The organism is Chryseobacterium camelliae (genome assembly GCF_002770595.1).
Lineage (GTDB): Bacteria > Bacteroidota > Bacteroidia > Flavobacteriales > Weeksellaceae > Chryseobacterium > Chryseobacterium camelliae.
Genome location: NZ_CP022986.1, coordinates 100,100 through 123,544 on the forward strand (window position 1 = coordinate 100,100; position 23,445 = coordinate 123,544).

Below are 23,445 nucleotides of genomic sequence, written 5' to 3' on the forward strand. Positions count from 1 at the left end.
GACACTATTTAAATTAATATACTTTTTCCTGTTTTTGAGGTACCTGGGCAGCACGCAGCATCAGATCATGGAGGTCTGTGTTTTTTACAAAAGGTTTCAGCAGCTCACTTCCCGGACCATACATGGCTACCTCTGCGTAATCCCCGGAATGGTCCATGCTGATCCAGCCGACAGAATTATGTTTCTTCTGGATTTCGGAATACAGTTTAAAAGGAAGTTTCTTGTAATTGTACAGGCCGTCTTCCTTTTCAAGCCCGTTATAAAATCCTAAAAGCAGCCGTGCCTCATCATCGGTCAGGCTGATCTTGTTACCTTCATAGATCCAGTCTTTAACCTGCTGGATATTGAAATCTGCATGAATTTTATTTAAAATATACTCATTGGTATACCTGTAATCCGCTATGCTGTTGAAATTCTGCGTGGCATCCGGTCCATAGATGGTTCCCGGATTCGCATTCCCATGATCTGTGGTAATGATAACCAGCGTATTTCCATCGCGCTCCGCAAAATCCATGGCCGTCTTTACAGCTTCATCAAAAGCCAGCTGATCATGGATGAGTGCCGCAACATCATTGGCATGGGCAGACCAGTCCACCTTTCCGCCTTCTACCTGAAGTACGAATCCCTGAGGATGGTCCCTCATCTGGCTGATGGCTGCCTGGGTCATCTCTGCCAGGGTAGGGGTGTTTTTAAGTTCATTAAGATGGTCGCGGTCTACACTGTACGGAAGAGCGCCTGTAGAAAAGACCCCTAATGTTTTTTGGCTCCGGTTCAGGTTGTTCAGGCCTGATGAATCCTGTATGACCTGATAGCCTTTCTGTCGGTAGACAGAATAAAGGTCCTTTCGATCCTCCCTTTTTTCGGAGTTGAAAAATTCATCTCCACCACCCATCAGTACGTCCATCCCTAACTCGGCATACATTTCTGCGATCATCGGTTCTGCATTCCTTTTTTCCGAATTAACGCAAAATCCTGCGGGGGTGGCATGGGTAATGGTAACGGTTGTAACACAGCCTGCTTTTTTGCCGCTCTGTTTGAATTGCTGCCATACCGGCAGGTACTTTTCGCCGTTGGGCCCGGTATTCAGGACGCCGTTTTTTACCCTGACGCCTCCGCCGAAAGCCGAACTGGCAGCTGCCGAGTCGGTAACAATAGAACTTGCCGAGGCTGTACTCATCAGTGCCCTGGATACTTTTCCTGCTTCATAGAGACTGATCCAGTGGCTGCTTTTACCTAAAATATTTCTGGAATACAGGTCTGCCATGGTCAGGGTACCCAGGCTCATTCCGTCACTGATCATAAAGATGATATTCTTTGCCTTTTTTGAGCCGCCAAAAGAGGTTTGCTGCCCGGGAAGGGCCGCAAGTTCAAGCGGGCTTAAAGCAAAGACTCCTGAAAACAGTGCCGAACCTTTTAAGAACTTTCTTCGATCCATGATACTAATGATATTGCAATTTAAAGATTAAACAGATTAATTGTCACAGGGTTGCATTAAAAAAAAATTAAAATGCATATGGTTGCCATATTTGTATGATATGCAACATTATAACTGAACTTCATGAAACAAGACTTAATGATGGTGACCGGATCTGAAATTGATAATATGTGCAGTAATTAAACCGGCAGCCCCTACATAGATCAGAGGTATATGGATTTCAAAAATGAGATCTGCCAATACAGAAACAGCAATCAGCAACAATGAAAACCAGAATAAGGCCTGTAGCTTTCTGCTGTGGACTTTCCTGATAATCCGCATCACAACAACGGTTCCCGTGACCAGAAAGAACAGGTCTATGTAAGGATTATGAGAAATTCCTAAAGGAATAACCATCAGCAGAGGAAAGATAATACAGTGGATAAGGCACAGGACCGCAGCGGAGATTCCTATTGCATCCAGGATCTTGTTTTTCATATTAAAAAGATTTAAATTCGTATGGTAACTTTATGGCAAAGCTATTCAAAATAATCTTAAAATGCAACATTGTTGCGTTAATTAAACAACTATGAAACAGGTAAGGAATACTCAGGCAAAGACAGAAATACTTAATCTTATCAACCGTTCCGATGTAGCGCTGTCGCATTCGGACATACAGCAGAAACTCGGCGACCTTTGTAATCGGGTTACTATTTACCGGGTGCTTGACCGGCTTGAGAATGAAGGTCAGATCCATAAGGTGACCAACATTGACGGCGTAGTTAATTTTGCCCGCTGCAGCGATGTATGTTCTGAAAAACAGCATCAGCACAATCATCACCATTTTAACTGTGAAGTATGCCATTCTGTAACCTGTATAGAAAATGTGATCCCTGCCCTCAGTCTTCCTGAAAATTATGTCGCAAAAGAATACAATTTTGTCATAAGCGGGATCTGCCCGAAGTGTTCATAAGTATTCAAATGATGACTTTTTGTCTGTGATTTGCCTATTTTTAATTATTCAAATTATATTTTAATATTACTCCTTTTTAAACATCGCTTTCCGTTTTATAAGCTTCTCATCATTCGATGCTTAATTATATTGGGGTATGTATGTTTAAATAGTCTGAAATCACATGTCTTATCATAGAAATGTGATATATAGCATATTCTTTCATCATCTTTTCTGCATTACATAATCAGTACAAAAGCCACTTTGACAGAGGTGATTTTATACTGGCATATTTTATGTTTATTATTAAACGCATTTTTATGATTTAAGGTATATTAGTGAACTATTTTCAATATTTCAGAGACTTTTAACAGTAATTATTTAACAGGTTGGTATTTGACCCGACACATGCAGTTGAACATGATTCTAGATCGGATGTGAATATCTTTCTACGGATCATACGAAAGGTTAAATGAATTTTATATTCATAAAATAAATGCTTAAATAATACTGCCCATTATCTATGTATGTCATTACAGATCAGCTGAGGAATTTAGGCTTCAGCGTCAATACCCTCAATAATCTGATAATAAGAAACAATAATATCAGGAAATTCAATACACTGGAGTATTTCTGCATTTATATCATTATGGAAGACATCCACATTGAAGTTGAGAACATGCATTATATCATCAAACCCGGACATATTGCATTTATCGGTCCCCATAAGCAGGTTAAATTCGGTCCCGCTTTAGGAGAGGAAATTTTTATTATTGTTTTTTCATCCAGCTTTTATGAGCGTTCTTCCAAGGACAGCCTGTTTTTGAATTCCCAGCTCTTTTTCAATTATAGTACGGATTTTTTTATTGCTCCATTTACCAACCTGGAAGAGAAAAGAGCTGTCTTTATGGAGCGTATGGAAAGTTTTCAGCTTAAGGATGAGAGCCTTTATATTTCTGCAGCCCATAATGCGATAGAAAGGCTGATTCTTGATGCATTTCTACATATACCCTCAGATGAAATGAAGAAAGATGTGAAGTTTGATTACCTGTATTATGTAAACCGGTTCAAGGTTCTTTTGCAGAGGGATTACAAAAAGGCAAAAAAAGTTTCTTATTATGCCGCTGAACTTAATATTTCAGCAAGGAAACTTACGGAGATGACAGAATATGTTTTAGGTAAGACGGCTAAACATATCATCATTGAAAAAATTATAAGCGAATGCAAAAAAGCTTTAAATTTTTCAAATAATACCATTTCTGAAATTTCTTATGATCTGGGTTTCAGCAATGAAGGAAATTTTAGCAATTTTATTAAAAAACATACAGGAAAAAATCCTTCAGAAATGAAGCAATAATGAAAAATATTGTATATTTACTATAATAACCGTTAAGTGATAAAATTGGTTATATGGGTACGAAATATTTTTTATTAGCTATGTTCCTTTTAGTTTGTACAAGGGTATTTTCACAGAATGACGCCATACGTCTGAACGTAAATCTGTATCCTGTACAAATGATGACTTTAGAGGCTCAGCCCAAAGTTGATAAGGATATTGATGTTGTGATGCCTGAAAAAAGGCAACTGATTGTCTCCAGCCCTTCCGGGTTTCAGATTGATGCCAGTCATGGCCATTCTGATGTGAAGGATATGTATGATTACAGAGTGAAGGAATCCTCTGTAAAGCCGCTCTGCAAAAAGGTTCATCATCTTTTTGAGGCCACAAGAGGTGCGGTTGAAAAAAAATACAGCATTGATAAGAATATGGAGAAAATTATACAGAAAATCAGTTGTTCTGAAACTGAAAATTCCGACCATTTGGTATTGACTCTCATTTCTCAGTAATTATTTACCGTGATATGGTGCCCGTTTTGACGTGGGTACTGCCTGTTTTTAACAAAAAATACAGGCCGGATGATGTTGGTAAATTAAACAATGTTTAACATAGTTGTTTTATTGTTGTATAATTGTTAATTATAATGATTTATGGAATTCTGCTTTTCGTATTTTCTTATCAAATCCTACCTTAGTTTTTATTCGTATTTACGCGACAAAATTTACAAATAACAAGTCTTTTTTTACAAAAGTTGTGGTATCTGTTTTGTTTAATTTTGCACAAGAATTTTTAACAATAACTTAATACAACAATTTAGACCTATTATGAAAAAGATTATTTTCGGTTCTTTAGCTCTTTTCGGAATGGTTACTGTAAGCGCTCAAAGTGTTACGCTTAATGTAAGATTAAAACCTATCCAGACTCTTGTTATCAACAGTGCCCAGAAAGTGGTTAATTTAGACTATACCACTAAAGACGATTACTCTAATGGAGTATCATCCGTAAATGCTGACCACTTAAGCATTTACAGTACCGGTGGATTCCAGGTAAAAGTTAAAAGCTCCAACGCTGTTATGCAGAACGGAGCCAAGAGCATCCAGGCTAACAGTATCCAGATCAAAGCGACTGCAGGATCGGAAGCCGTTAACGGAGCACAGTATGCCCAAAATGTACAGTTGTCCGCAACTGAAGCTACCCTGGTAACTTCTACTGTAGGTGGTGTGGATAAAAAAATCAACATCGAATACAAAGGTGCAGGTGCTAACGCTTATCTGGACAACTATATCGCAGGGCAAACCCCTTCTGTTTACAGTACGGAACTTACGTACACGATCATTGCACAATAGAAACTGATTAAAATATTAAAATATGAAGTGTTACAAGTAGTATTGTAGCACTTTTTCTGTAATTTTAATATTAAATAAATTTTAATGAAGAAGCTGCATTTTATTTTTCTCTGCCTTATCTGTTCTATGTATTCCTTAGTATATGCACAAACAGGAGTTTCCGTATCTCCTCCCAGGCTATACTTTGAATCAGGACTCGGAAACAGCGGTACACAAATGATAACGGTCACCAATGTGAGTGCAAAAAATTCGCTGGATCTGGCGGTCAGCCTCGGTGATTGGGAATACAATGACAAAGGAGAAAATTTAATGTCTGCTGCAGGGACCCTGCCGGTATCATGTGCCGGTTGGATTTCGGTGAAAAAAGAGGATAATTATTTTACACTGGCTCCCGGACAGAGAAAAGATATTGATGTCACCGTAACCGTTCCCAACATTTTATCCGATCAGCTGAGCGCTCATACGGCAGTGCTGTATGTAAGCCAGATGAACCCGGTGGATGATGTGGACAATAAAGGTGCTAATATCAAAGTGAGCATCCGTTCGGGCATTAAGATATTCCATAAACTGCCGTCTGCCAATACGAAGAAAATAGAGATCAAAAACCTTATTTTTGAAAAATCGGCAAAAACCCTGAACCTCTTTTTTGAAAACCAGGGCAACGTATGGATTGACGGGAAAGTTTCCGGAGACCTTGTGAATACACAGACCGGTAAAAAGATATCTATTGATCAGATTATTTTTTATACCATGCCCGGAAATAAAAGAGAAATAGATATCCCTCTTCCGGCATCCCTGGAGAAAGGAAAATATACGGCATCTGTACTGATTGATTATGGTGACAGCAATAACCTCGAAGTAGGAGAGCTAAAATTCACATATGAATAACAAGAAATCTTATATCATACTATTATTACTGAGTGTTTATCTGAATTGTTTTGCGCAGATCTCATACAATTCATGGGTAAACGATTACCTGATGATTAATTCTTTTAGCGGTAATACCAATCCGGAATCCTATACCGTTAATCTTTCAGGAAACGGATATATCAATATCCCGTACTGGAGGCTTTCCGTACGGCTGATGTCTCCCATTACTTCTGCTGACGGAAGTTATACCATTCCGGCCAATAAGGTAGCGTTCCGGCCGGTTTCCACTTCCGGGAATGCTTATCCTTATAATGTTCCTACCGTTTCCCAGATCGGGATGCCGCTGAACGTAAACCTGCAGGAAGGGCAGGAGGTTTTCCTGGTGCCACAGTCCAATGCGGCCCTGTATAATTTTCCATTCCTGTTTTTTGGGTATTATTACAATCTTCAGATCAAATACAGCCTGACCCTGCTGGGTGGAGCTTATCTCGGAAATTATCCTTCCTGGACCAATTTTGTAGCGCCGATGCAGTTTACTGCGTATGACCGTTACAATAATGTGATCGGAAGGATGGATCATTATTTCAAGTTCCAGATCGGTACGCTTTCCGGGAATCCTCCGGATGTTCCTGAGCTGTCGCTGAAGTTTGCGGGAAATGCCGTTAACGGACTCCTGGAATTCAACAGCCGCAATGATTATATGAACGGAGTAAAGACTACCTATCCCAGCGCACTCATCGTAAAAAGCAACACCAATTATCAAATCAAAGTAAGATCATTGCAAAGCCAGTTTGTATCGCAGGCAGGAAATACACTTCCGCTTGAAACGGTAAACCTGGCACTTGCCGCCGTATCGGGAAATCCTGCCAGTGTGTATTCCGTTGCACTAAGCACAATGCCGCAGCTGGTGGCTAAAGGAAGTTATACCCAGGGGTCCAGTGTCTACTTTGATATTAACTATTCCACAAGCCCTAATGATCAGAGATTCATTACTGCTAAACCGGCAGATTACTCTACGACACTACAGTATGAAATAACGCCACAATAAATACCAGAATGCCCGTTCATCCTTTCAGGAACATAATAATTGTATTTTTTGCACTGCTTTCGTGTGTCCTGATCTCTGCACAAAGCCTTTCTGGGATTAGTATGGACATCCGTAATGAAACCGGCAAAGACAGATCCGGGATCCTTGATCTTACTGTTATGCTGAAAAATCAGGGAAGCAGCCGTTTCAAAGGGCATGTGCATATTTCCGTACCTGCCGGCTTCAGGAATATTATGGACACGGATATGGAGGCCGATCTCGGTCCGGGTGAAAGCGCTTTTCTGCCGGTAAAGATCGTTGTGACCAATAATGCGGTTTCAGGACTTTCCAATATTGTTTTTGATCTCAGGGATCTGCAGGGCAGGATTATAGAACGTAAGCAGATAGAGTATCAGGTCGCTGAAAATACAACCATGAGGATTATTGCGGAAAATCCGGTCATCTTCATCAGTAATGAACATGATTCTATTGTTGTGCGGACAAGGGTTGCGAACCTGGGGAATAAGAAACAGGATGTAACGGTCGTTTTCAAAGTTCCCGATGCCGCTCAGGGTAACCTGTTCACGGAGCAGAAAGGAAGCATCGACGTACAGAAGGATACGGTATTTATGGTCCGGTTCATGCCTACTGCCCATATGCTTAAAAATCCGGAATTCATCATCAATGTTGCGGCATTCAGGGAACCGGACAAAGAAATTTTCGGTAATGCTTCCATATCCATCCAGAATGTATCCTCTACCCAGCGGTACCGGTATCAGAACAATGACTTTGCCAATTACACTAAAAATTCCATCACGGCAAGCTACAGGCGGATAGGGGAGACCTCCAATATGTACCAGCTTGCGGGTTCCGGTGGTTTTAATCTGCGGTCCGGCTATCTCTTTGCCAGGGCGAATATGTATACCATCAATAATCAGAATGATCCGATTGTCAATAATACTTATATTTCCTATCATCGCGGAGGCAATACTTTTACGGTAGGGAATGTCAGCAGGCTGATGGAAATGTCCCTGTTCGGAAGAGGAGCCGAATACAGCTATACGACACCGGACCATAATAAAAAACTGGAAATAGGATTTGTAGACCAGACCTTCAGCCTCATAGAAAAGAACTCTTTCCTGAAATATGGCTATGGCTTTTATGCACGCGGTGCAGTGGGCGAACAAAATGACAAACAAAGCATCTCCGCAGGGTACGTTTTCCGGAATGACCCCTACGAACATGCAGACCATAATCTGGCAGGTTCAGATTTCCGGTATGCTTTTAATAAGGACTGGAGAATGAACGGAAGGGTTTACGGCGGCCTGAGCTCCTATCAGGACCTCCGCGTGGTCAAGCCCTCTCTTGCGGTAGAATCCCAGTATTCCGGGATCATTAAAAAGATAAACCTTAACGGGAGCTATTTTTACAGCTCAGATTATTATCCGGGGAACCGCAGAGGGGTGCTTCAGGTACAGCAGAATGTTTCTGCTCAGGTATTTAAGCAATATTCGGTATACGGTAACTTTACCATCTCCGATTTTTCCCCGAAATATTACTTCTTAAACAGCAACCTGCAATCCAACAGTACGCGATTTGATGCAGGGCTGAACTTCCCCCGGAAAGGAAATTTCGGGCTTGGAGTCAGTTTTCAGTACCAGCAGGAAAAGTCAAATACCTACAATAATTTTTTTGATACCACCTTGAACCAGGAATCAAAGCAGCTCGTATCCAGGAGGCTAACGGAATACCTGAACTGGACCAGTTCCGACCTTAAGCATTCAGCCGGATTGGGGCTTGAAGCCGGATTGGTCAACTATCCGGACTTGCAACGTCCGAAATACCAGATGAAAGCGGTTGGAAATTACAATTATAAGTGGCTCAATGCAAGCTTTTCATACCAGTACGGAAGCTATTACCTTTCGGAATATGCTTTTTCGAAAATCTTTAACCAGTCGGGTGCCTATACAAAACTATTCCTTTCAGCATTTGTCAACCAGGAATTTTTCGACCATCAGTTTATCTTCAACTCAGGCCTTTCATATACGGATGACCTCCTGTACGGGAAATCACCATCCGGTTTTGTCAACCTTAAATACAACCGGGAACGGTATGGTGTATTCCTGAATTCCTCATGGTTCAACTATGCCTCAAGAAGTACCGGGAATAATATCTTTACCATCGAAGCCGGTGTTACTCTTCAACTTGAGCCTTCCGCACTGAATGCCGGCAAAAAAGGAAATATCCATGCTTTCGTCTATTTTGATCATAATGATAATAATATTTACGATGAAGGTGATAAGCCTGCAGAGGGCTATCTGATCATGCTGAATAACATTTCCTTTAAAACGGATAAGGAGGGAATGCTGTCCTATAATGCCGTTCCGTTCGGAAAGTACCCGATGAAACAGATCATTCAGCAGGGTTGGTACTATAATGAAGTGAATGTTGAACTGAATAAGTATAACTATTCCCTGGATATTCCGCTGCATCAGAATGGGACCGTACAGGGGAGCATCCTATATGATTATGATGCCAAGACCGCTTTGGAATTCAGTCCGAAGACGGGCGGAATTGTATTCAACATCTACAAAAACGACAGGCTGCTACAGCGTACGGTAACGGATGATAATGGAGAATTTGTTTCTTTTCTGGAATCGGGAGTTTACAAGATAGAACTCAATCAGAATTCACTGCCTGCCAATACCTACTGTGAACGTACTGCTGTGGAGGTAAACATCCAGGCGGGAAAAATCCAACGTGTTGATCCGTTTATGATCAGGGTAAAGACGAAAAATATACGGGTGAAAAAGTTCGGTGAAGAGTAAGTGTGATATTATTTCAGGATCAGCAGCTTCTTAAGCTCACAATTCAGGCATCCCAGGATGAATTCAGTAAAATACATCTGGGCACTCATCGAAGAGGTTTTAGGGTGCAGTTCAAGGGTTTTTGAAAGAACAATCTCATTCCGGTATGCAAGACAATAGTTGGCGTGTATCGTCTTCAGTCCATCAGAAATAAGGTTTCCATGCACTCCTATTCCCCAGTCTGACCTGAAAATCTTAGAAATACTTAAGGCCATGCGTTCTGCGATGCTATGGGAGGAAGGACCGTCATGCTGTTCAGGTTCCGGATTAAATAGTTCCGGGACATGGTCGCTATTCTGTGTATAGGTAAAACCACCTTTAAAAATATCCTTTGCATTCTGCATCTGAGCGAAAGAAAATTGAAGCAGTCCTGAAGTAATATTTTCAGCAACAGAGACTGTTTCATGTTCTGTCGTTAAGGTATCATTAATGAAATTCAGCAGTCGGTGGTTCAGTTCCATGGTGTGTGTAATTATTGGTCAGGATACAATAACTAAGCCAGTATTCATAAATAATGATGTTGTGGTTGAATATTTACATATTTTCTAAAAATATATAAAAAAGGAACAACTTTTGAAGGACTGCCTCAGATACCACAAAACGCTATGAAAAACAAATATTTTGGAAAGATAGCATTGATCGGAGGGGGACCCGCATCTTTGTTTATCATGAAACACATTGTTGAAGAAAAATTACAACCGGAATCCATTTACATTTTTGAAAAGAACGAACGCTTAGGTGCCGGGATGCCATATGGTAAATATGGTGCCGGTATAGAACATGTGGCAAATGTATCGGCCAATGAACTTCCTGAGCTCGCAGAGGATTTCGTAATCTATATCAACAGGCATCCGGCGATAGAATTCAAAGGCTTTTATGATGGTCACGGTATTAATGAATACCAGGTAATCCCAAGGCTTTTATTGGGTAACTACCTGGAAGAACAGTTTAGTCAGTATATTTCCAGAGCTAAAAAGATGGGGATTGATGTCCGCGTTTTTACCAATTCGCCTGTAGTGGATATCATTAGAAAAGAAAAGGAAGAATCCTTTGAAGTGGTCACAGAAAATGAGGATCGTCACCATGTAGGAAATGTGATCATCTGTACCGGTCATTCCTGGCCCAAACGCAACGAGCAGAAAGTCAAAGGCTGGTATGATTCACCGTATCCTCCATCCAAATTTTCAGAAGTTACCAATCATCCGGTTGCCATCAGGGGAACATCATTAACTGCGGTAGATGCAGTAAAAACCCTTGCCAGACATAACGGTTATTTTGAATCTAAAGGTGATGAAGTTCAGTATTTCACCAATAAAGGGAGTGAGGATTTTTCCATCAGCCTGTTTTCGTTAGGAGGATATCTTCCGGCACTGAGATTCCATTCGGAAGAAAGCGCTTATTCGGAGGGGTGGATCATGTCTCTGGAAGACATTTATGAATATAAGAAATCCCATAACGGGTTTGTGGATCTTGATTATGTATTTGAAATTAATTTCAAGAAGCCGCTTCAGAAACGGGATCCTGATTTTTATGAAACCATCAGAGCATTGAGCATTGAAGAATTTGTTGAAAAAATGATGGAAATCCGTGACAGGCTGGATGGTTTTGAACTCTTCAAGGCAGAATATGCAGAAGCGGAAAAATCCATCAGAAGGCATCAGTCCGTCACCTGGAAAGAAGCACTTTCAGCATTCAGCTACGCCGTTAATTATCCTGCAAAACATTTCTCTGCTGAAGATATGCTCAGGTTACGCAAAACCCTGATGCCACTGATCTCAATTATTATTGCGTCCCTTCCACAGTCATCCTACCGTGAGCTGATTGCGTTGTATAATGCCGGAAAGATCAGCCTTATTGATGTAGATGAGAAGAGCCATGTTGAACCTCATAACGAAGAGGGAGGGATTTATCATTATACAGATGATGAAGGAAAAGAAAAACAGGAGCATTTCAGAATGTACATTGATGCTATTGGTCAGCAGCCAATAGAATTCAATCAGGTGCCTTTTGAAGGGTTAAAAGACAGTGGGATGATCAGTTCCGGGTATCTGCGCTTCAGAAGTCCTGAACATGGTGAGGAAAGCTATGAAAAGGATCATACGAATATTATCAAAGCCGATCAGGAAAATTACTACCTGAGGGTAAAAGGGTTGAATATCAATGATTATTTTCAGGCTCTTGATTATTATGGCTACCCTGCAAAAGGCCTATTTATTATGGCTGTACCATACATTGGGGGATTGAATCCTGATTATTCCGGACTTGATTTCTGTGATACTGCAGGAAGAGTGGTGGTAAAAGCATTGAAAAAAAGCTTTAATGAAGTGCTGCTTTAAAATATTGAGCGATAAAGGATAAGGATATATAAAAACAACAAGACCCGCAGATTTGAGCTGCGGGTCTTGTTGTAATGATTAAGATAATGTTAAGATCCAGTCTGTAACATATCATAATTCATCACAGCAGGTTCTTTTCCAAAAAGACATGAGAAGATATTCTGGAATTCATGGATGTATTTACATTTAATTGAATTTCCATAAATCTTTAATCCTTCTACGATTTTTCTCGAATTCAGGTCGATATCGTATTTGATAAAAGGTTCTGGTCTCTCGTAACGTATTCTCTGTTCGGATGCATACGTTCTCATGAAACCGAATTTTTCAAGCCATTCTTCTGTAATCTGGATCGGTCTGATAGATTCTGCCGGAACCGAAACACTGCGAATATCATTTTCAATTCGTACAAAATAATCCTTTTCATGATTCTGGAAGATTTCAGTAATCCTGAAAGTATCATTCCTGTATTCAACAAGATTTTCAATTTTTAAATCAGCAACGTTCATAATATTCTGTGTTAAGATGGAGTTAAGTAATTGAGTTGGTTTTATATTATGTTTAGTTACAAATATTATGCCTGAGATACTATTTGATGGAAAATAAATAAATGTACTGTTAATAATAAATAACATTATCCTGGATGCAAGTCGATCCACAAAATAGTATTGATTGGATCTGTACAGTAATGAAATACCCATCCGTATCTGCAAGTTTCAGCAAGGGATGGGTAATTGAGAAGGAGTTTAATATACTTTCTAAATGGTTTTTTGATGTATTTTTTGTAGAAAAATTTCTACATACTGTTGATTTAATTCTACAGTAATTATTTTCTCAGTTCAATAAACAGGCTTATTTTTGCAGTGTTCTTATGAGCTCTCACAAATACTGTGTTTTGATGGGATGACTCAGATGATCTGACACCGCCGAAGATAGATTCTAAAAATGCAAATATGATAAGGCTGGAAAGTAAGTTCCCAATAATATGCTTTCAGTCTTTCTCTGTTCAGATTCCTTTATATTAAACCTGTTGTTCTTCTTCGGCGTATCACCATTATTCCCGGTTCATTAGCTCTCATTGCCTGCTTTTATCTGCAGGATGGCTATTTATGGTCTTCCAGCCACTGGAGGCGGCGCTGATCGGGAAGGTGTTTTACTGTGAAATGTTCGAACACGGCGTTGAATCCCTGTCCGTCCGGGCAGGCTGCCATCAGTCCCGTCATTACCGGAGTATTGTCCTGAAGATAGGCATTGCGCATCATAATATATGTTTTGTCATCAAAGGAATAGAAGATTTCAACAGCATCAAGCCTCCGTACTGCTTTGATCCACACTGCCGGCGGGGCTTTATCCAGGGTAATCACGCTCCAGTCACTGGTATGGTGGGTTACCACTGTGCTTAAATTGTATTTTCCGTCTACAAACTCAACTCCTGCTTTGATGTAATTTTCCTTATCGATCCTCAGCATCAGACCCATCTGGTCAAATCGGGCTTTGTACTGGCCTGTTATTTTTACTTTAGCTTCAAACTCCCCGCCGTAAGTACCATAATAAAACGGTGCGTCATCTACTGTGAAGCCATAATGTGAAATCCTCCAGTAGTCGCTTTGCGGAGTGACAAACATGGAAAGGGTGTTGTTTTTAACTTCCCATTTTGACGGTTCATTGAACCAGGTCATTTTTTCAAGGGTTTGCGCAAAGCCGGAGCCGGATGAGCATAAAACTGCTGAAATAATGATCCTTTGTATTGCTGATCTTAACATACGTGTATATAAAATGATTAATTTTACAAAATTAAACTGCTTATACTGTTTCGTCAATACTGATAAATAACCATTTTATGGAGATCCTTGATACCCTGAACCGGACTTTGCTGAATGATAACCGCACCGGAGGTGAAAACTGTCCTTTGGACATCGCCGCCTATAAGCAAATGGCACTCATGTATTCACGCATGGAAAATGCGATGGTGGTCCTCAGTGACATGCAGTCCAAGAAAAGCTTTGTGTACGGGTCCGGAACCTCTCAGAAGCTGGGATTGAACCTTGCGCGGGTTCCCGTGGAAATAGATTCCATCTGGGAAGATGAGATTATCAACAAGATACATCCGGAGGACAGGCTTAAAAAGTACGTCCATGAACTGCGGTTTTTTAACTGCCTTCAAAGCATTCAGTTTACAGAACATGCGCCATACTATGTCTCTTCCAGGATCCGTATGATGGGAGACGATTCCGGGTACATCGGAATCCGGCACAGGATGTTCTATGTTTACTCCCCGGTTAGCCACAACCTCCGGTTTGCCTTATGCCTTTACAATATAGAGGTTAAATGTACAGATAAAGTATTCAGACCTGGGTTTTTAATTATCGACAGCCTCACCGGCCATATCATTTCAGAAGACAGCCTGGATTATGGCAACATTCTTACCGCAAGGGAAATGGAAATTTTAAGATATATCGGAGAAGGGCATACCAGCAAAGAAATAGCAGCATCCCTTTCCATTAGCATCAATACCGTCAGCCGCCACCGACAGAATATTCTTGAAAAGCTCAGGGTGAAAAATTCTATTGAAGCAGTATATACACAGCTGCCCTGAAGCCTTTTTTAAAGTAATCTCAAAGGATGGCGATATTGCCGCGGTCAAAGAAATTGACATCCTCGTAAAGCAATATTCATCAGGTTCCGGTAGAAGGTGCTTTTCGGCTACTGCACAGCTATCATCCATGGGCAGTGCTAAAGCTTTAGAGCTCATTGATGAAGAGCCTCAATGGCGCGATCAACTTGGCCGGAACATAAATATTTAAAAAAGTAATCTAATGGCATAGAATTAGATACAGCTACTTCCTGTTCTGCTATAATTCCGGTAACAATCGGTAACCCTCACGTAACAGGTGATGTAGGCAGGCTTTTAGAGCACATAATTACACCAATCCCATCATTTACCCTGCTTTGGCAAGGAACGATACACGCATCAGGATGAGTAGCATGGCTACCCATCGGGAGCAGCATTTGGATAAGACCCTGAAATGCCTTTGAGGACATCCTCAAAAAGTTCCCATTAACCAAAATAAAAATAGGGTCTGAAAAGTGAAATATTATAGGTAAGTGTGGTATAAATCATCAGTAAAACATTAAATAATTCACTAAATTATTTGTACTTTAGCCGATAGATTCTGAGTACAAAAAAAGAATGAACTGCGTATTAAAATAAATAAAGAGAAATGCCAAGAAAAGTTGTACAAGGTCCCATCAGGGATAAAGAAAAAACAAAACAGAAACTGCTTGCTGCAGTAGGAAAAATTTTAAGGGTTAAGGGGTATTCCGGACTGAAGGTGAGTAAGATCGCTGCAGTAGCCGGGTTTGATAAAAAACTCATCTACGAGTATTTCGGAAGCACGGAAAAACTGATTGACGAATACATCCGCTCCCAGGATTATTGGAGCAGGCTGGATCAGCAACCTATTGAAATCGATATGTCAGACGGAGGTCAGGAACTTTCCAAGATGGCGGTCATTGCTCAGTACGATAGACTTAAAAAAAATAAAGAGCTTCAGAAGATCATCCTTTGGGGACTATCTGAATCCAAGCCTATCCTAAAAAAAATTGCTGATGAAAGAGAAGAAGTAGGAGAAGAGTTATTTACGGCTATTGATCCTCATTTTGGGGAAGATGCTACGCGTTACAGGGCTATTGCTGCATTGTTGGTTTCAGGCGCTTATTATCTTAATATGTATACCGGACATAACGCCAGTAAGTTTTGCGGAATCGATCTGAAAACGGAGGCAGGAAGAAGGGAAATCGAAATGGCAATTGAAGAGATCATAGATTCAGCGTACGAAAAAAGAAGAAATAAATAATTAATAAAGCATCAGTTTCTCATTAAATGAAGATTAATGTTTATGCAAAATTTGAAAACCTAAAACTTTCAGATTAAAACTTTATTCCTTATTTTTGACCAATGGAAAATTTTATAGTATCTGCAAGGAAATACCGCCCACAGGAATTCAACACCGTTGTCGGGCAATCCCATATTACGGATACTCTAGAGCATGCAATCGGAGAAAATCAGCTGGCACAGGCACTGCTTTTTTGCGGTCCCCGAGGTGTGGGTAAAACCACATGTGCCAGGATTCTCGCGAGAAAAATCAATGAAAAGGACGGCTCTGTTTCAGAAGACGGATTTGCCTATAATATTTATGAACTTGATGCCGCATCCAACAACTCTGTGGATGACATCAGGGAACTCATAGACCAGGTGCGTTTTGCGCCACAGGTAGGCAAATATAAAGTATACATTATTGATGAGGTGCATATGTTGTCTTCCGCAGCATTCAATGCTTTTCTGAAAACGCTTGAAGAACCGCCTTCCCATGCTATTTTCATCCTGGCTACGACCGAGAAGCATAAAATCATCCCAACGATTTTATCAAGGTGCCAGATTTATGATTTCAAAAGGATTACCATCGAAGGTATTCAGGATCATTTAAAAGAGATTGCTTCAAAAGAAAATATCCGTTATGAAGATGATGCCTTATATCTTATAGCCCAGAAAGCTGATGGGGCGTTAAGGGATGCCTTATCGATCTTTGACCGTCTTTCCACATTCTCCCAGAAGAATATTACACTGGCAAAAGCCGCAGAAGTGCTGAATATCCTGGATTATGACCAATACCTGAACATTGTTGATCTCGCAAAGGAAAACAAGATTCCGGAAGTGCTTTCTGCATTCAATGAAATCGTAAAGCGCGGCTTTGATTCGCACATCTTTATTGCCGGACTTGGAAACCATTTCAGGGATCTGATGATGGCTCAGAATGCATCTACCATGGACCTTATCGAAGTTGGTGAAAAAACAAAAGCCAAATTCGTAGAACAGGCAGCAAAATGGAGTGCCCAGCAGCTTGTGGATGCCATTGAAATCTGCAACCATGCGGATATCAACTATAAAAATTCCAAAAATCCGAGGCTGACTGTTGAGATCGCCCTCATGCAGCTGGCTTCCCTTACGGCCGGTGCAGATATTTCAAAAAAAAAAAGTTTTTCATCCTAGCGCCACATCCTGTTGAAGCTGCACAACCGAAAATCCAGGAAAAGCCAATTGAGATAAAAGAAAAGCCTCAGGAAAAACCTGTGGTGGAAGAGGTGAGTGAAGTGGTCGTTAAGAAAACCACAAAACCTTTATCAAGACAGGCCATTTCTTCCGGCTTCAGCATCAGTTCTTTTCTCAATAAAGAAGACAAAGAGGAAAAACAGGAAGAGACTGTGGTCAAAGATGAAAACCTTCCTCAAAGCCATTTTACCGAAACAGACCTTCAGATGGAGTGGAAGCTCTTTCTCAAACAGGTACAGGCCAAAGACCCTTTTGCTTTCAATGCGATCAAAGGTTTCAGCCTTGTTAAGGCTGAAGAACATACGGTACGCGTGCTCTATCCTTCGGATTCGGCCAAAGCTGAGTTTGATAAAATAAGCGGGGAATTCTTCAACCATTTCAAAAGAAAAGTTCATAACTACATGATCAGGATAGAATACCACCGTGATTTTGAAAATCTTAAGGTTGAAGTGATGACCAAAAGAAAGATTTTTGAGAAACTGGCTGAAAAAAACCCGCTGCTTAAAGAACTTGATAACCTGATGAAGTTTGATTTGTCATAATTTTTTATATATTTGTCGGATAATTTGATCCGGATCATAAAAAAACTGTTCCGGACAAGCCGTCCAGACGGCCCTACTCAGGTGAATACAACATTGATATCATATCAGTCCGCTGAAAACCACTCCGGTTTTGCTTCCGCTAATAATTTTAGCGGACGATTTAGCTTTTTCACTGCCTATCACAGAAATTTCAGAACGTATTACCGTTTTTACTGGTATTGCTAACTGATTTTTCTTTCTCAAAAAATACAGGAATATACCTTCAGCTATTCCGCATTCATTAAATAATTTTTAACGGCATTTTTTGAAAAGAATTATAAAGTAAGTTTATAATCACTATACTATTGACATTAATTTAAAAATAACAGACAAATATGAATTTAAAAGAATTAAGCAGCGATTGGATCAATGAATTTCCGCAACCGATGATGATTGCAGGGCCCTGCAGTGCTGAAAGTGAATCTCAGATGTTGGAAACGGCCCGCAGGATCAAAGAAAGCGGAGCTCCCGTACCGGTATTCCGTGCCGGGATCTGGAAACCGAGGACCAAGCCGAATGGATTTGAAGGCGTAGGGGTGATCGGACTGAACTGGCTGAAAAAAGTAAAAGAAGAATACGGATTCAAAACAGCAACGGAAGTAGCCAATGCCCATCACGTATTTGCCGCTCTTGAAGCGGATGTTGATGTCCTGTGGATCGGTGCCCGCTCTACCGTGAACCCTTTTACGGTCCAGGAAATCGCTATGGCGCTGAGAGGTGTGGATAAACCGGTATTCGTGAAAAACCCTGTGAATCCGGATCTTGCTTTATGGATTGGGGCATTGGAAAGGCTATTGGGACAAGGTATTACAAAACTGGGTGCTATTCACAGAGGGTTTTCAACGTATCAGAAGACCAAATACAGGAACAATCCCAACTGGCAGATTGCACTGGATTTTAAAAGCCAGTTCCCCAATATCCCGATGCTGATCGATCCTTCCCATATCTGCGGTAACAGGACAGGGCTGGCAGATATTACCCAAGAGGGCCTCAATGTAGGATACCAGGGAGCCATCATAGAAAGCCACTGCAATCCTGATGAAGCATGGAGCGATGCCTCCCAGCAGATTACGCCGGAAGTGCTTGCCGACCTGATTTCCAACCTTAAGATCAGAACTACGGAAATGGCAGGTTTTGAAGATGAGATGGGCCGGCACAGGACACTGATTTCAGATATCGACTTCCAGCTGATCGAACTTCTTTCCCAGCGAATGAAGGTTTCTGAAAAAATCGGAAAGCTGAAAAAGGAAAACGATATCGCCATCTTCCAGCCGGAACGGTGGAAAGTCATCACTGAATATGCAAGGCAGAAAGCAGGTGAGACCGGGATGTCCCAGGAGTTTATGGAAAAACTGTTCAAAGCGATCCATGAAGAATCGATCGAGGTTCAGAACAATATCATGATCGATCGGTAAACGGTTGACCAAAATCAGATGTCACGGCAGAAAATCACCGGAGAAAGGATGCTTGCCCTTATATTCAGGTTTTCTGCCGTGATTACTATCTTCTAATTTCCTATATTTGTACCTGTAAAATATGAAAGGAAAAATCATCAAATCTACAGGAAGCTGGTATCAGGTCCTCGATCTGGAAACAGATGCCATTTTTGAAGCCAGGATTCGCGGGAAATTCAAACTCCTGAAAACCCGGCTTACCAATCCTCTTGCTGTGGGTGATCATGTGGAATTCCAGCTGGAGAAAGATGATATTGCCTGGATCACTAAAATAGAACCGCGCAGGAATTACCTGATCCGGAAATCGGTCAACCTTTCCAAGGAGGCGCATATCATTGCTTCCAACATTGATCTGGCCTGTTTTATTTTTACGCTGAAACATCCGGAAACATCTTTAGGGTTCCTGGACCGTTTTCTGGCCTGTTGTGAAGCCTATAATATTACACCACTGATCCTGTTCAATAAAATGGATGTCCTTAATGAAGAAGAGGCTGAAATGGTGAAGGACATTGAATTCCTCTATCAAAATATTGGCTATAAAACGTTAGAAATCTCTTCTTATACCAGGCTCCACCTTGACCGCTTGCAGGACCTGCTCAGGGATCAGACATCCGTGTTCTTCGGGCATTCCGGATGTGGTAAATCCACCCTTGTTAATGCACTTCAACCCGGTCTTAATCTCAGAACTTCAGAAATATCGGATACGCACCTCAAAGGTAAGCATACCACTACTTTTGCCCAGATGTATTTCTGGGATTTTGGCGGTAATGTCATCGACACTCCCGGAGTGCGTGAATTTGCGATGATCGATATCAAAAAAGAGGAGGTGCAGCATTATTTCCCGGAAATATTCAAAAAAAGGGAAGAATGCAAATTCCACAACTGTCTTCATATCAACGAACCCAAATGTGCCGTGATTGCCGGCCTGGAAACCGGAGACATTTTTGAATCCCGGTATGCTACTTACATCAAACTGATGGATGAAGCGGAAGAGGCAGTGCAGAAATAAGGGGATATAATCTACAATGTACTTGCTGAAGACAGTCCTGGAATCTAAGGGATTTTTCAATTTGGTTTAGCGTAGAATACTGTGAACTGCCTAATAAAAGTTTCGCGTATTCCACTTTCCATGATGATTTCTCGCTGCCATATCTGTATGCATCTGAGAAATCAGCACCTTTTCTGTTTTTAATCCGCAGACTTAATCTGCAATCCGTTTTTTCTCTGTCTGATTTTATTCTGACCGATTTTGCTGAACTGATTCTGTATGCTATTATATAATAAGGATATACAAATCTGCTGAAATAAAAAACCCAGCCGAAGCTGGGTAAAAACTAATAACCATGAAAACTCAAATTAAACATGAGAATCGGAATAGAATAAACAATTACTGTGCCAAAAAATTTTTATTTTCGATAAAATTTAAATTATTTTCATGTTGTGAAAAATTAAATAAAATTAAGCGTATTTTTTTGTAATTTCGCGCCATTAAAAAATACTATATTTATGTCTAACATTACATTCACGATGATTAAGCCTGATGCAGTTGCTGACGGACACATTGGGGCAATACTGGGAAAGATTTCTGAGGCAGGTTTCAGAATCAAAGCAATGAAACTGACACAGCTTACTGTTGCTGATGCTAAAAAATTCTATGAAGTACATTCAGAAAGACCTTTCTATGGGGAACTGGTAGAATTTATGAGCTCAGGGCCAATCGTAGCGGCAGTATTGGAAAAAGATAATGCAGTAGAAGATTTCAGAACATTGATCGGAGCTACCAATCCTGCGGATGCAGCTGAAGGAACCATCAGAAAGATGTTCGCCAGAAGTGTAGGGGAGAATGCAGTCCACGGATCAGATTCTGATGAGAATGCATTGATCGAAGCACAATTCCATTTTTCAGGAAGAGAGATATTTTAAGAATATCCTATACGATAAAAGAGCCGGGAATTTTCCCGGTTTTTTTGTGACGTATTGACAGGTTGTTTATCCTGATTTCCCCGTGTCAAAATGACATACAGGTGACAACAGCTGTATAATTCACATTTTTCTCGGACGTCCACATGCTATTATGAAAATGATCTGGCATCCCTGTTTTTCTCTTAACCGTATAGAGGATAAACACGTAATATAGAAATTACGTATTTCTACGGATGTGCCTTTCAGATCAAATCTGCATCTTTGTACCACAAGAAACAACATATAAGCATTCAATCTTATCATAGATTGATAACCATGTAAACTTAATTCTACTACTCTACACAAGAAAAAGGCAGCCACCCGGCTGCCTTTTATTTTATTACGATGGTATAAAAAAGATCAGATCTTTAAAAGTTCGATCGTCTTTTCAGGATTCTCAGCAGAGAATACAGCATTTCCGGCTACCAGGACATCCGCTCCGGCCTCGAAAAGTTTTGAGGCATTATCCAGGTTCACCCCTCCGTCAATCTGAATCAGGGCTGTGGAATTGTTGCTGAGGATGAGGTCTTTGGTCTCAGAAATCTTTTTGTACGTATTCTCAATGAATTTCTGTCCTCCGAATCCCGGATTTACGCTCATCAGGAGCACCAGATCCACATCTGCAATAATATCTTCGAGCAATAAAACAGGGGTGGAAGGATTCAATACGACACCTGCCTTCGCTCCTTTGCTCTGGATATGGTGGATGGTTCTGTGAAGATGTATACAGGCTTCATAATGTACGGATACCAGGTCAGCACCGTGATCAATGAATTCCTCCACATATTTTTCCGGTTCTACAATCATCAGGTGGACATCGACAAATTTTTTTGCGTGCTGCTGTACCGTTTTCATCACCGGGAAACCGAATGAAATATTCGGGACAAACCTTCCGTCCATAACATCCACGTGGAACCAGTCTGCCTGTGACTGGTTAACCATCTCTATATCTCTCTGGAGATTACCGAAATCTGCGGCTAACAGGGAAGGAGCAATAAGCTTTGTTTTCATTTTACTTTTTATCGTTTACTTTAAATTAAATCTTATACATACTGATAATCCCTATCGCTGTCTCCGTCATCATTCATCAGTTATCAATTATTTTAGTGGTATTTCAACTTCATTTCCGGCTGGATCTTCAGCAGTGTTTCATAAATAAGCCGGATCACATTGCCTACATCTTCTTTGGCTACCATTTCTACCGTAGTATGCATATACCGTAAAGGCAGGGATATTAAAGCACTCGGGACACCGCCGTTGGAATGCGCAAATGCATCCGTATCGGTTCCTGTAGCCCGGCTGGCCGCTGCCCTCTGGAATGGAATTTCTTTTTCTTTTGCGGTTTCAATGATCAGTTCCCGGATGGTATGGTGAACGCTTGGGGCAAAGAAAACAACAGGGCCGTTCCCGCATTTCTGGTCCCCTTCTTTTTTCTTCTCGATCATCGGGGTACTGGTATCGTGGGTAACATCTGTCACGATCGCGATATTAGGCTTGATGGTATCGGCAATCATGTCTGCACCGTACAAGCCAACCTCTTCCTGTACCGAATTGGTAATGTACAGCCCGAAAGGAAGGGTATTCCCGTTTTTCTTTAAAAGCCTGGCTACTTCGGCAATCATAAATCCGCCGATCCTGTTATCCAGTGCCCTGCATACAAAATACCGGTCGTTCATTTCAAAGAACTCATCAGGATACGTAATCATGCAGCCTACAAAAATACCAAGCTCCTCAACTTCTTCTTTTGAGGTAGCGCCGCAGTCGATGAAAATATTTTCGATTTTAGGAACAGGCTCATTCTGATTGGTTCGGGTATGGATAGCCGGCCATCCGAAAACGCCTTTTACCACTCCTTTCTCTCCATGGATATGGACTACTTTGGACGGTGCGATGGTCTGGTCTGACCCTCCGTTCCGGATCACATAGATAAGACCATCATCGGTAATATAATTGACATACCAGGAAATTTCATCAGCGTGAGCTTCGATAACCACTTTAAATTCAGCTTCAGGATTGATGATTCCGTAACAGGTTCCGTAATGATCCACTTCTACTTTATCCACATAAGGCCGGATATAATCCATCCATATTTTCTGTCCCTGATGCTCGTAACCGGTTGGTGATGACGTGTTTAGGTAGTTTTGTAAAAATCCTAAAGATTTCTTTTCAAATTTCATAAGAAGGAATGATTTT

22 protein-coding genes are annotated in these 23,445 nt (G+C 40.9%); 15 read left to right on the forward strand and 7 right to left on the reverse strand.

Annotated elements, in window-relative coordinates:
- Positions 1-13 precede the first annotated feature (13 nt).
- Together CGB83_RS00455 and CGB83_RS00460 are read right to left on the reverse strand one after the other, a co-directional pair.
- Positions 14-1,435, reverse strand: a complete 1,422-nt coding sequence (locus CGB83_RS00455; protein ID WP_100073995.1) for an alkaline phosphatase — start codon at positions 1,433-1,435, stop codon at positions 14-16.
- Positions 1,436-1,570: 135 nt separating this feature from the next.
- Positions 1,571-1,912 carry a MerC domain-containing protein gene (locus tag CGB83_RS00460; protein ID WP_100073996.1) on the reverse strand — a complete coding sequence of 114 codons (342 nt, stop codon included), beginning with the start codon at positions 1,910-1,912 and terminating at the stop codon, positions 1,571-1,573.
- 91 nt (positions 1,913-2,003) lie between these two features.
- Between CGB83_RS00460 and CGB83_RS00465 the strand changes: the two genes are divergently transcribed.
- From CGB83_RS00465 to CGB83_RS00495, 7 genes are all read left to right on the forward strand, one after another.
- A complete protein-coding gene (locus tag CGB83_RS00465; protein WP_100073997.1) occupies positions 2,004-2,387 on the forward strand; it encodes a Fur family transcriptional regulator in 384 nt (127 codons plus the stop codon).
- Between the two features lie 502 nt (positions 2,388-2,889).
- The gene (locus CGB83_RS00470) at positions 2,890-3,723 is read left to right on the forward strand and encodes a helix-turn-helix domain-containing protein (RefSeq protein WP_100073998.1); all 834 of its coding nucleotides are present in this window, start codon (positions 2,890-2,892) and stop codon (positions 3,721-3,723) included.
- Between the two features lie 53 nt (positions 3,724-3,776).
- Positions 3,777-4,211, forward strand: a complete 435-nt coding sequence (locus CGB83_RS00475; RefSeq protein ID WP_100073999.1) for a hypothetical protein — start codon at positions 3,777-3,779, stop codon at positions 4,209-4,211.
- A 315-nt stretch (positions 4,212-4,526) separates the two neighbouring features.
- Positions 4,527-5,048 carry a hypothetical protein gene (locus tag CGB83_RS00480; protein WP_100074000.1) on the forward strand — a complete coding sequence of 174 codons (522 nt, stop codon included), beginning with the start codon at positions 4,527-4,529 and terminating at the stop codon, positions 5,046-5,048.
- Between the two features lie 84 nt (positions 5,049-5,132).
- Positions 5,133-5,936 (forward strand): fimbrial biogenesis chaperone, encoded by an 804-nt coding sequence (locus CGB83_RS00485; protein WP_100074001.1) that lies wholly within the window; start codon positions 5,133-5,135, stop codon positions 5,934-5,936.
- Complete coding sequence (locus tag CGB83_RS00490; RefSeq protein WP_100074002.1) at positions 5,929-6,966, forward strand: hypothetical protein; 1,038 nt, start codon at positions 5,929-5,931, stop codon at positions 6,964-6,966. The genes CGB83_RS00485 and CGB83_RS00490 overlap by 8 nt, the downstream gene beginning before the upstream one ends.
- 8 nt (positions 6,967-6,974) lie before the next feature.
- Entirely contained in the window at positions 6,975-9,773 is a 2,799-nt protein-coding gene (locus tag CGB83_RS00495) for a COG1470 family protein (protein WP_157761260.1), read from the forward strand.
- Between the two features lie 8 nt (positions 9,774-9,781).
- Here the strand turns inward: CGB83_RS00495 and CGB83_RS00500 are convergent, their stop codons facing one another.
- Positions 9,782-10,273: a CinA family protein gene (locus CGB83_RS00500; protein ID WP_100074004.1), complete on the reverse strand. Its 492-nt coding sequence runs from the start codon at positions 10,271-10,273 to the stop codon at positions 9,782-9,784.
- A 144-nt stretch (positions 10,274-10,417) separates the two neighbouring features.
- Here CGB83_RS00500 and CGB83_RS00505 point away from each other — a divergent pair, with 144 nt between their 5' ends.
- Positions 10,418-12,148 carry an FAD/NAD(P)-binding protein gene (locus CGB83_RS00505; protein WP_100074005.1) on the forward strand — a complete coding sequence of 577 codons (1,731 nt, stop codon included), beginning with the start codon at positions 10,418-10,420 and terminating at the stop codon, positions 12,146-12,148.
- An 89-nt stretch (positions 12,149-12,237) separates the two neighbouring features.
- On the opposite strand, the gene CGB83_RS00510 is transcribed toward CGB83_RS00505, so the two are convergent.
- Together CGB83_RS00510 and CGB83_RS00520 are read right to left on the reverse strand one after the other, a co-directional pair.
- Positions 12,238-12,654 (reverse strand): hypothetical protein, encoded by a 417-nt coding sequence (locus tag CGB83_RS00510; RefSeq protein WP_100074006.1) that lies wholly within the window; start codon positions 12,652-12,654, stop codon positions 12,238-12,240.
- Between the two features lie 594 nt (positions 12,655-13,248).
- The gene (locus CGB83_RS00520) at positions 13,249-13,824 is read right to left on the reverse strand and encodes a DUF1349 domain-containing protein (RefSeq protein ID WP_418219573.1); all 576 of its coding nucleotides are present in this window, start codon (positions 13,822-13,824) and stop codon (positions 13,249-13,251) included.
- Between the two features lie 161 nt (positions 13,825-13,985).
- Between CGB83_RS00520 and CGB83_RS00525 the strand changes: the two genes are divergently transcribed.
- The 7 genes from CGB83_RS00525 (at position 13,986) to CGB83_RS00555 (ending at position 21,213) form a co-directional block, all read left to right on the forward strand.
- On the forward strand, positions 13,986-14,741 hold the full coding sequence (locus tag CGB83_RS00525) for a response regulator transcription factor (protein WP_100074009.1): 756 nt from the start codon (positions 13,986-13,988) through the stop codon (positions 14,739-14,741).
- Between the two features lie 625 nt (positions 14,742-15,366).
- Complete coding sequence (locus CGB83_RS00530) at positions 15,367-16,002, forward strand: TetR/AcrR family transcriptional regulator (protein ID WP_100074010.1); 636 nt, start codon at positions 15,367-15,369, stop codon at positions 16,000-16,002.
- Between the two features lie 101 nt (positions 16,003-16,103).
- Positions 16,104-17,195, forward strand: coding sequence for a DNA polymerase III subunit gamma/tau (gene dnaX / locus CGB83_RS00535; protein WP_100074011.1), 1,092 nt, complete (start codon positions 16,104-16,106; stop codon positions 17,193-17,195).
- An 80-nt stretch (positions 17,196-17,275) separates the two neighbouring features.
- Positions 17,276-17,797: a hypothetical protein gene (locus tag CGB83_RS20415; protein WP_228420031.1), complete on the forward strand. Its 522-nt coding sequence runs from the start codon at positions 17,276-17,278 to the stop codon at positions 17,795-17,797.
- A gap of 374 nt (positions 17,798-18,171) precedes the next feature.
- The gene (locus tag CGB83_RS00545; RefSeq protein ID WP_100074012.1) at positions 18,172-19,251 is read left to right on the forward strand and encodes a chorismate mutase; all 1,080 of its coding nucleotides are present in this window, start codon (positions 18,172-18,174) and stop codon (positions 19,249-19,251) included.
- Positions 19,252-19,372: 121 nt separating this feature from the next.
- Positions 19,373-20,299: a ribosome small subunit-dependent GTPase A gene (gene rsgA / locus CGB83_RS00550; RefSeq protein ID WP_100074013.1), complete on the forward strand. Its 927-nt coding sequence runs from the start codon at positions 19,373-19,375 to the stop codon at positions 20,297-20,299.
- Positions 20,300-20,796: 497 nt separating this feature from the next.
- Entirely contained in the window at positions 20,797-21,213 is a 417-nt protein-coding gene (locus CGB83_RS00555; protein ID WP_100074014.1) for a nucleoside-diphosphate kinase, read from the forward strand.
- Between the two features lie 399 nt (positions 21,214-21,612).
- Here the strand turns inward: CGB83_RS00555 and rpe are convergent, their stop codons facing one another.
- Complete coding sequence (gene rpe / locus CGB83_RS00560; protein WP_100074015.1) at positions 21,613-22,263, reverse strand: ribulose-phosphate 3-epimerase; 651 nt, start codon at positions 22,261-22,263, stop codon at positions 21,613-21,615.
- 92 nt (positions 22,264-22,355) lie between these two features.
- Positions 22,356-23,429: a chryseobasin maturation metalloprotease ChrP gene (gene chrP / locus CGB83_RS00565; RefSeq protein WP_100074016.1), complete on the reverse strand. Its 1,074-nt coding sequence runs from the start codon at positions 23,427-23,429 to the stop codon at positions 22,356-22,358.
- Positions 23,430-23,445: the final 16 nt, after the last annotated feature.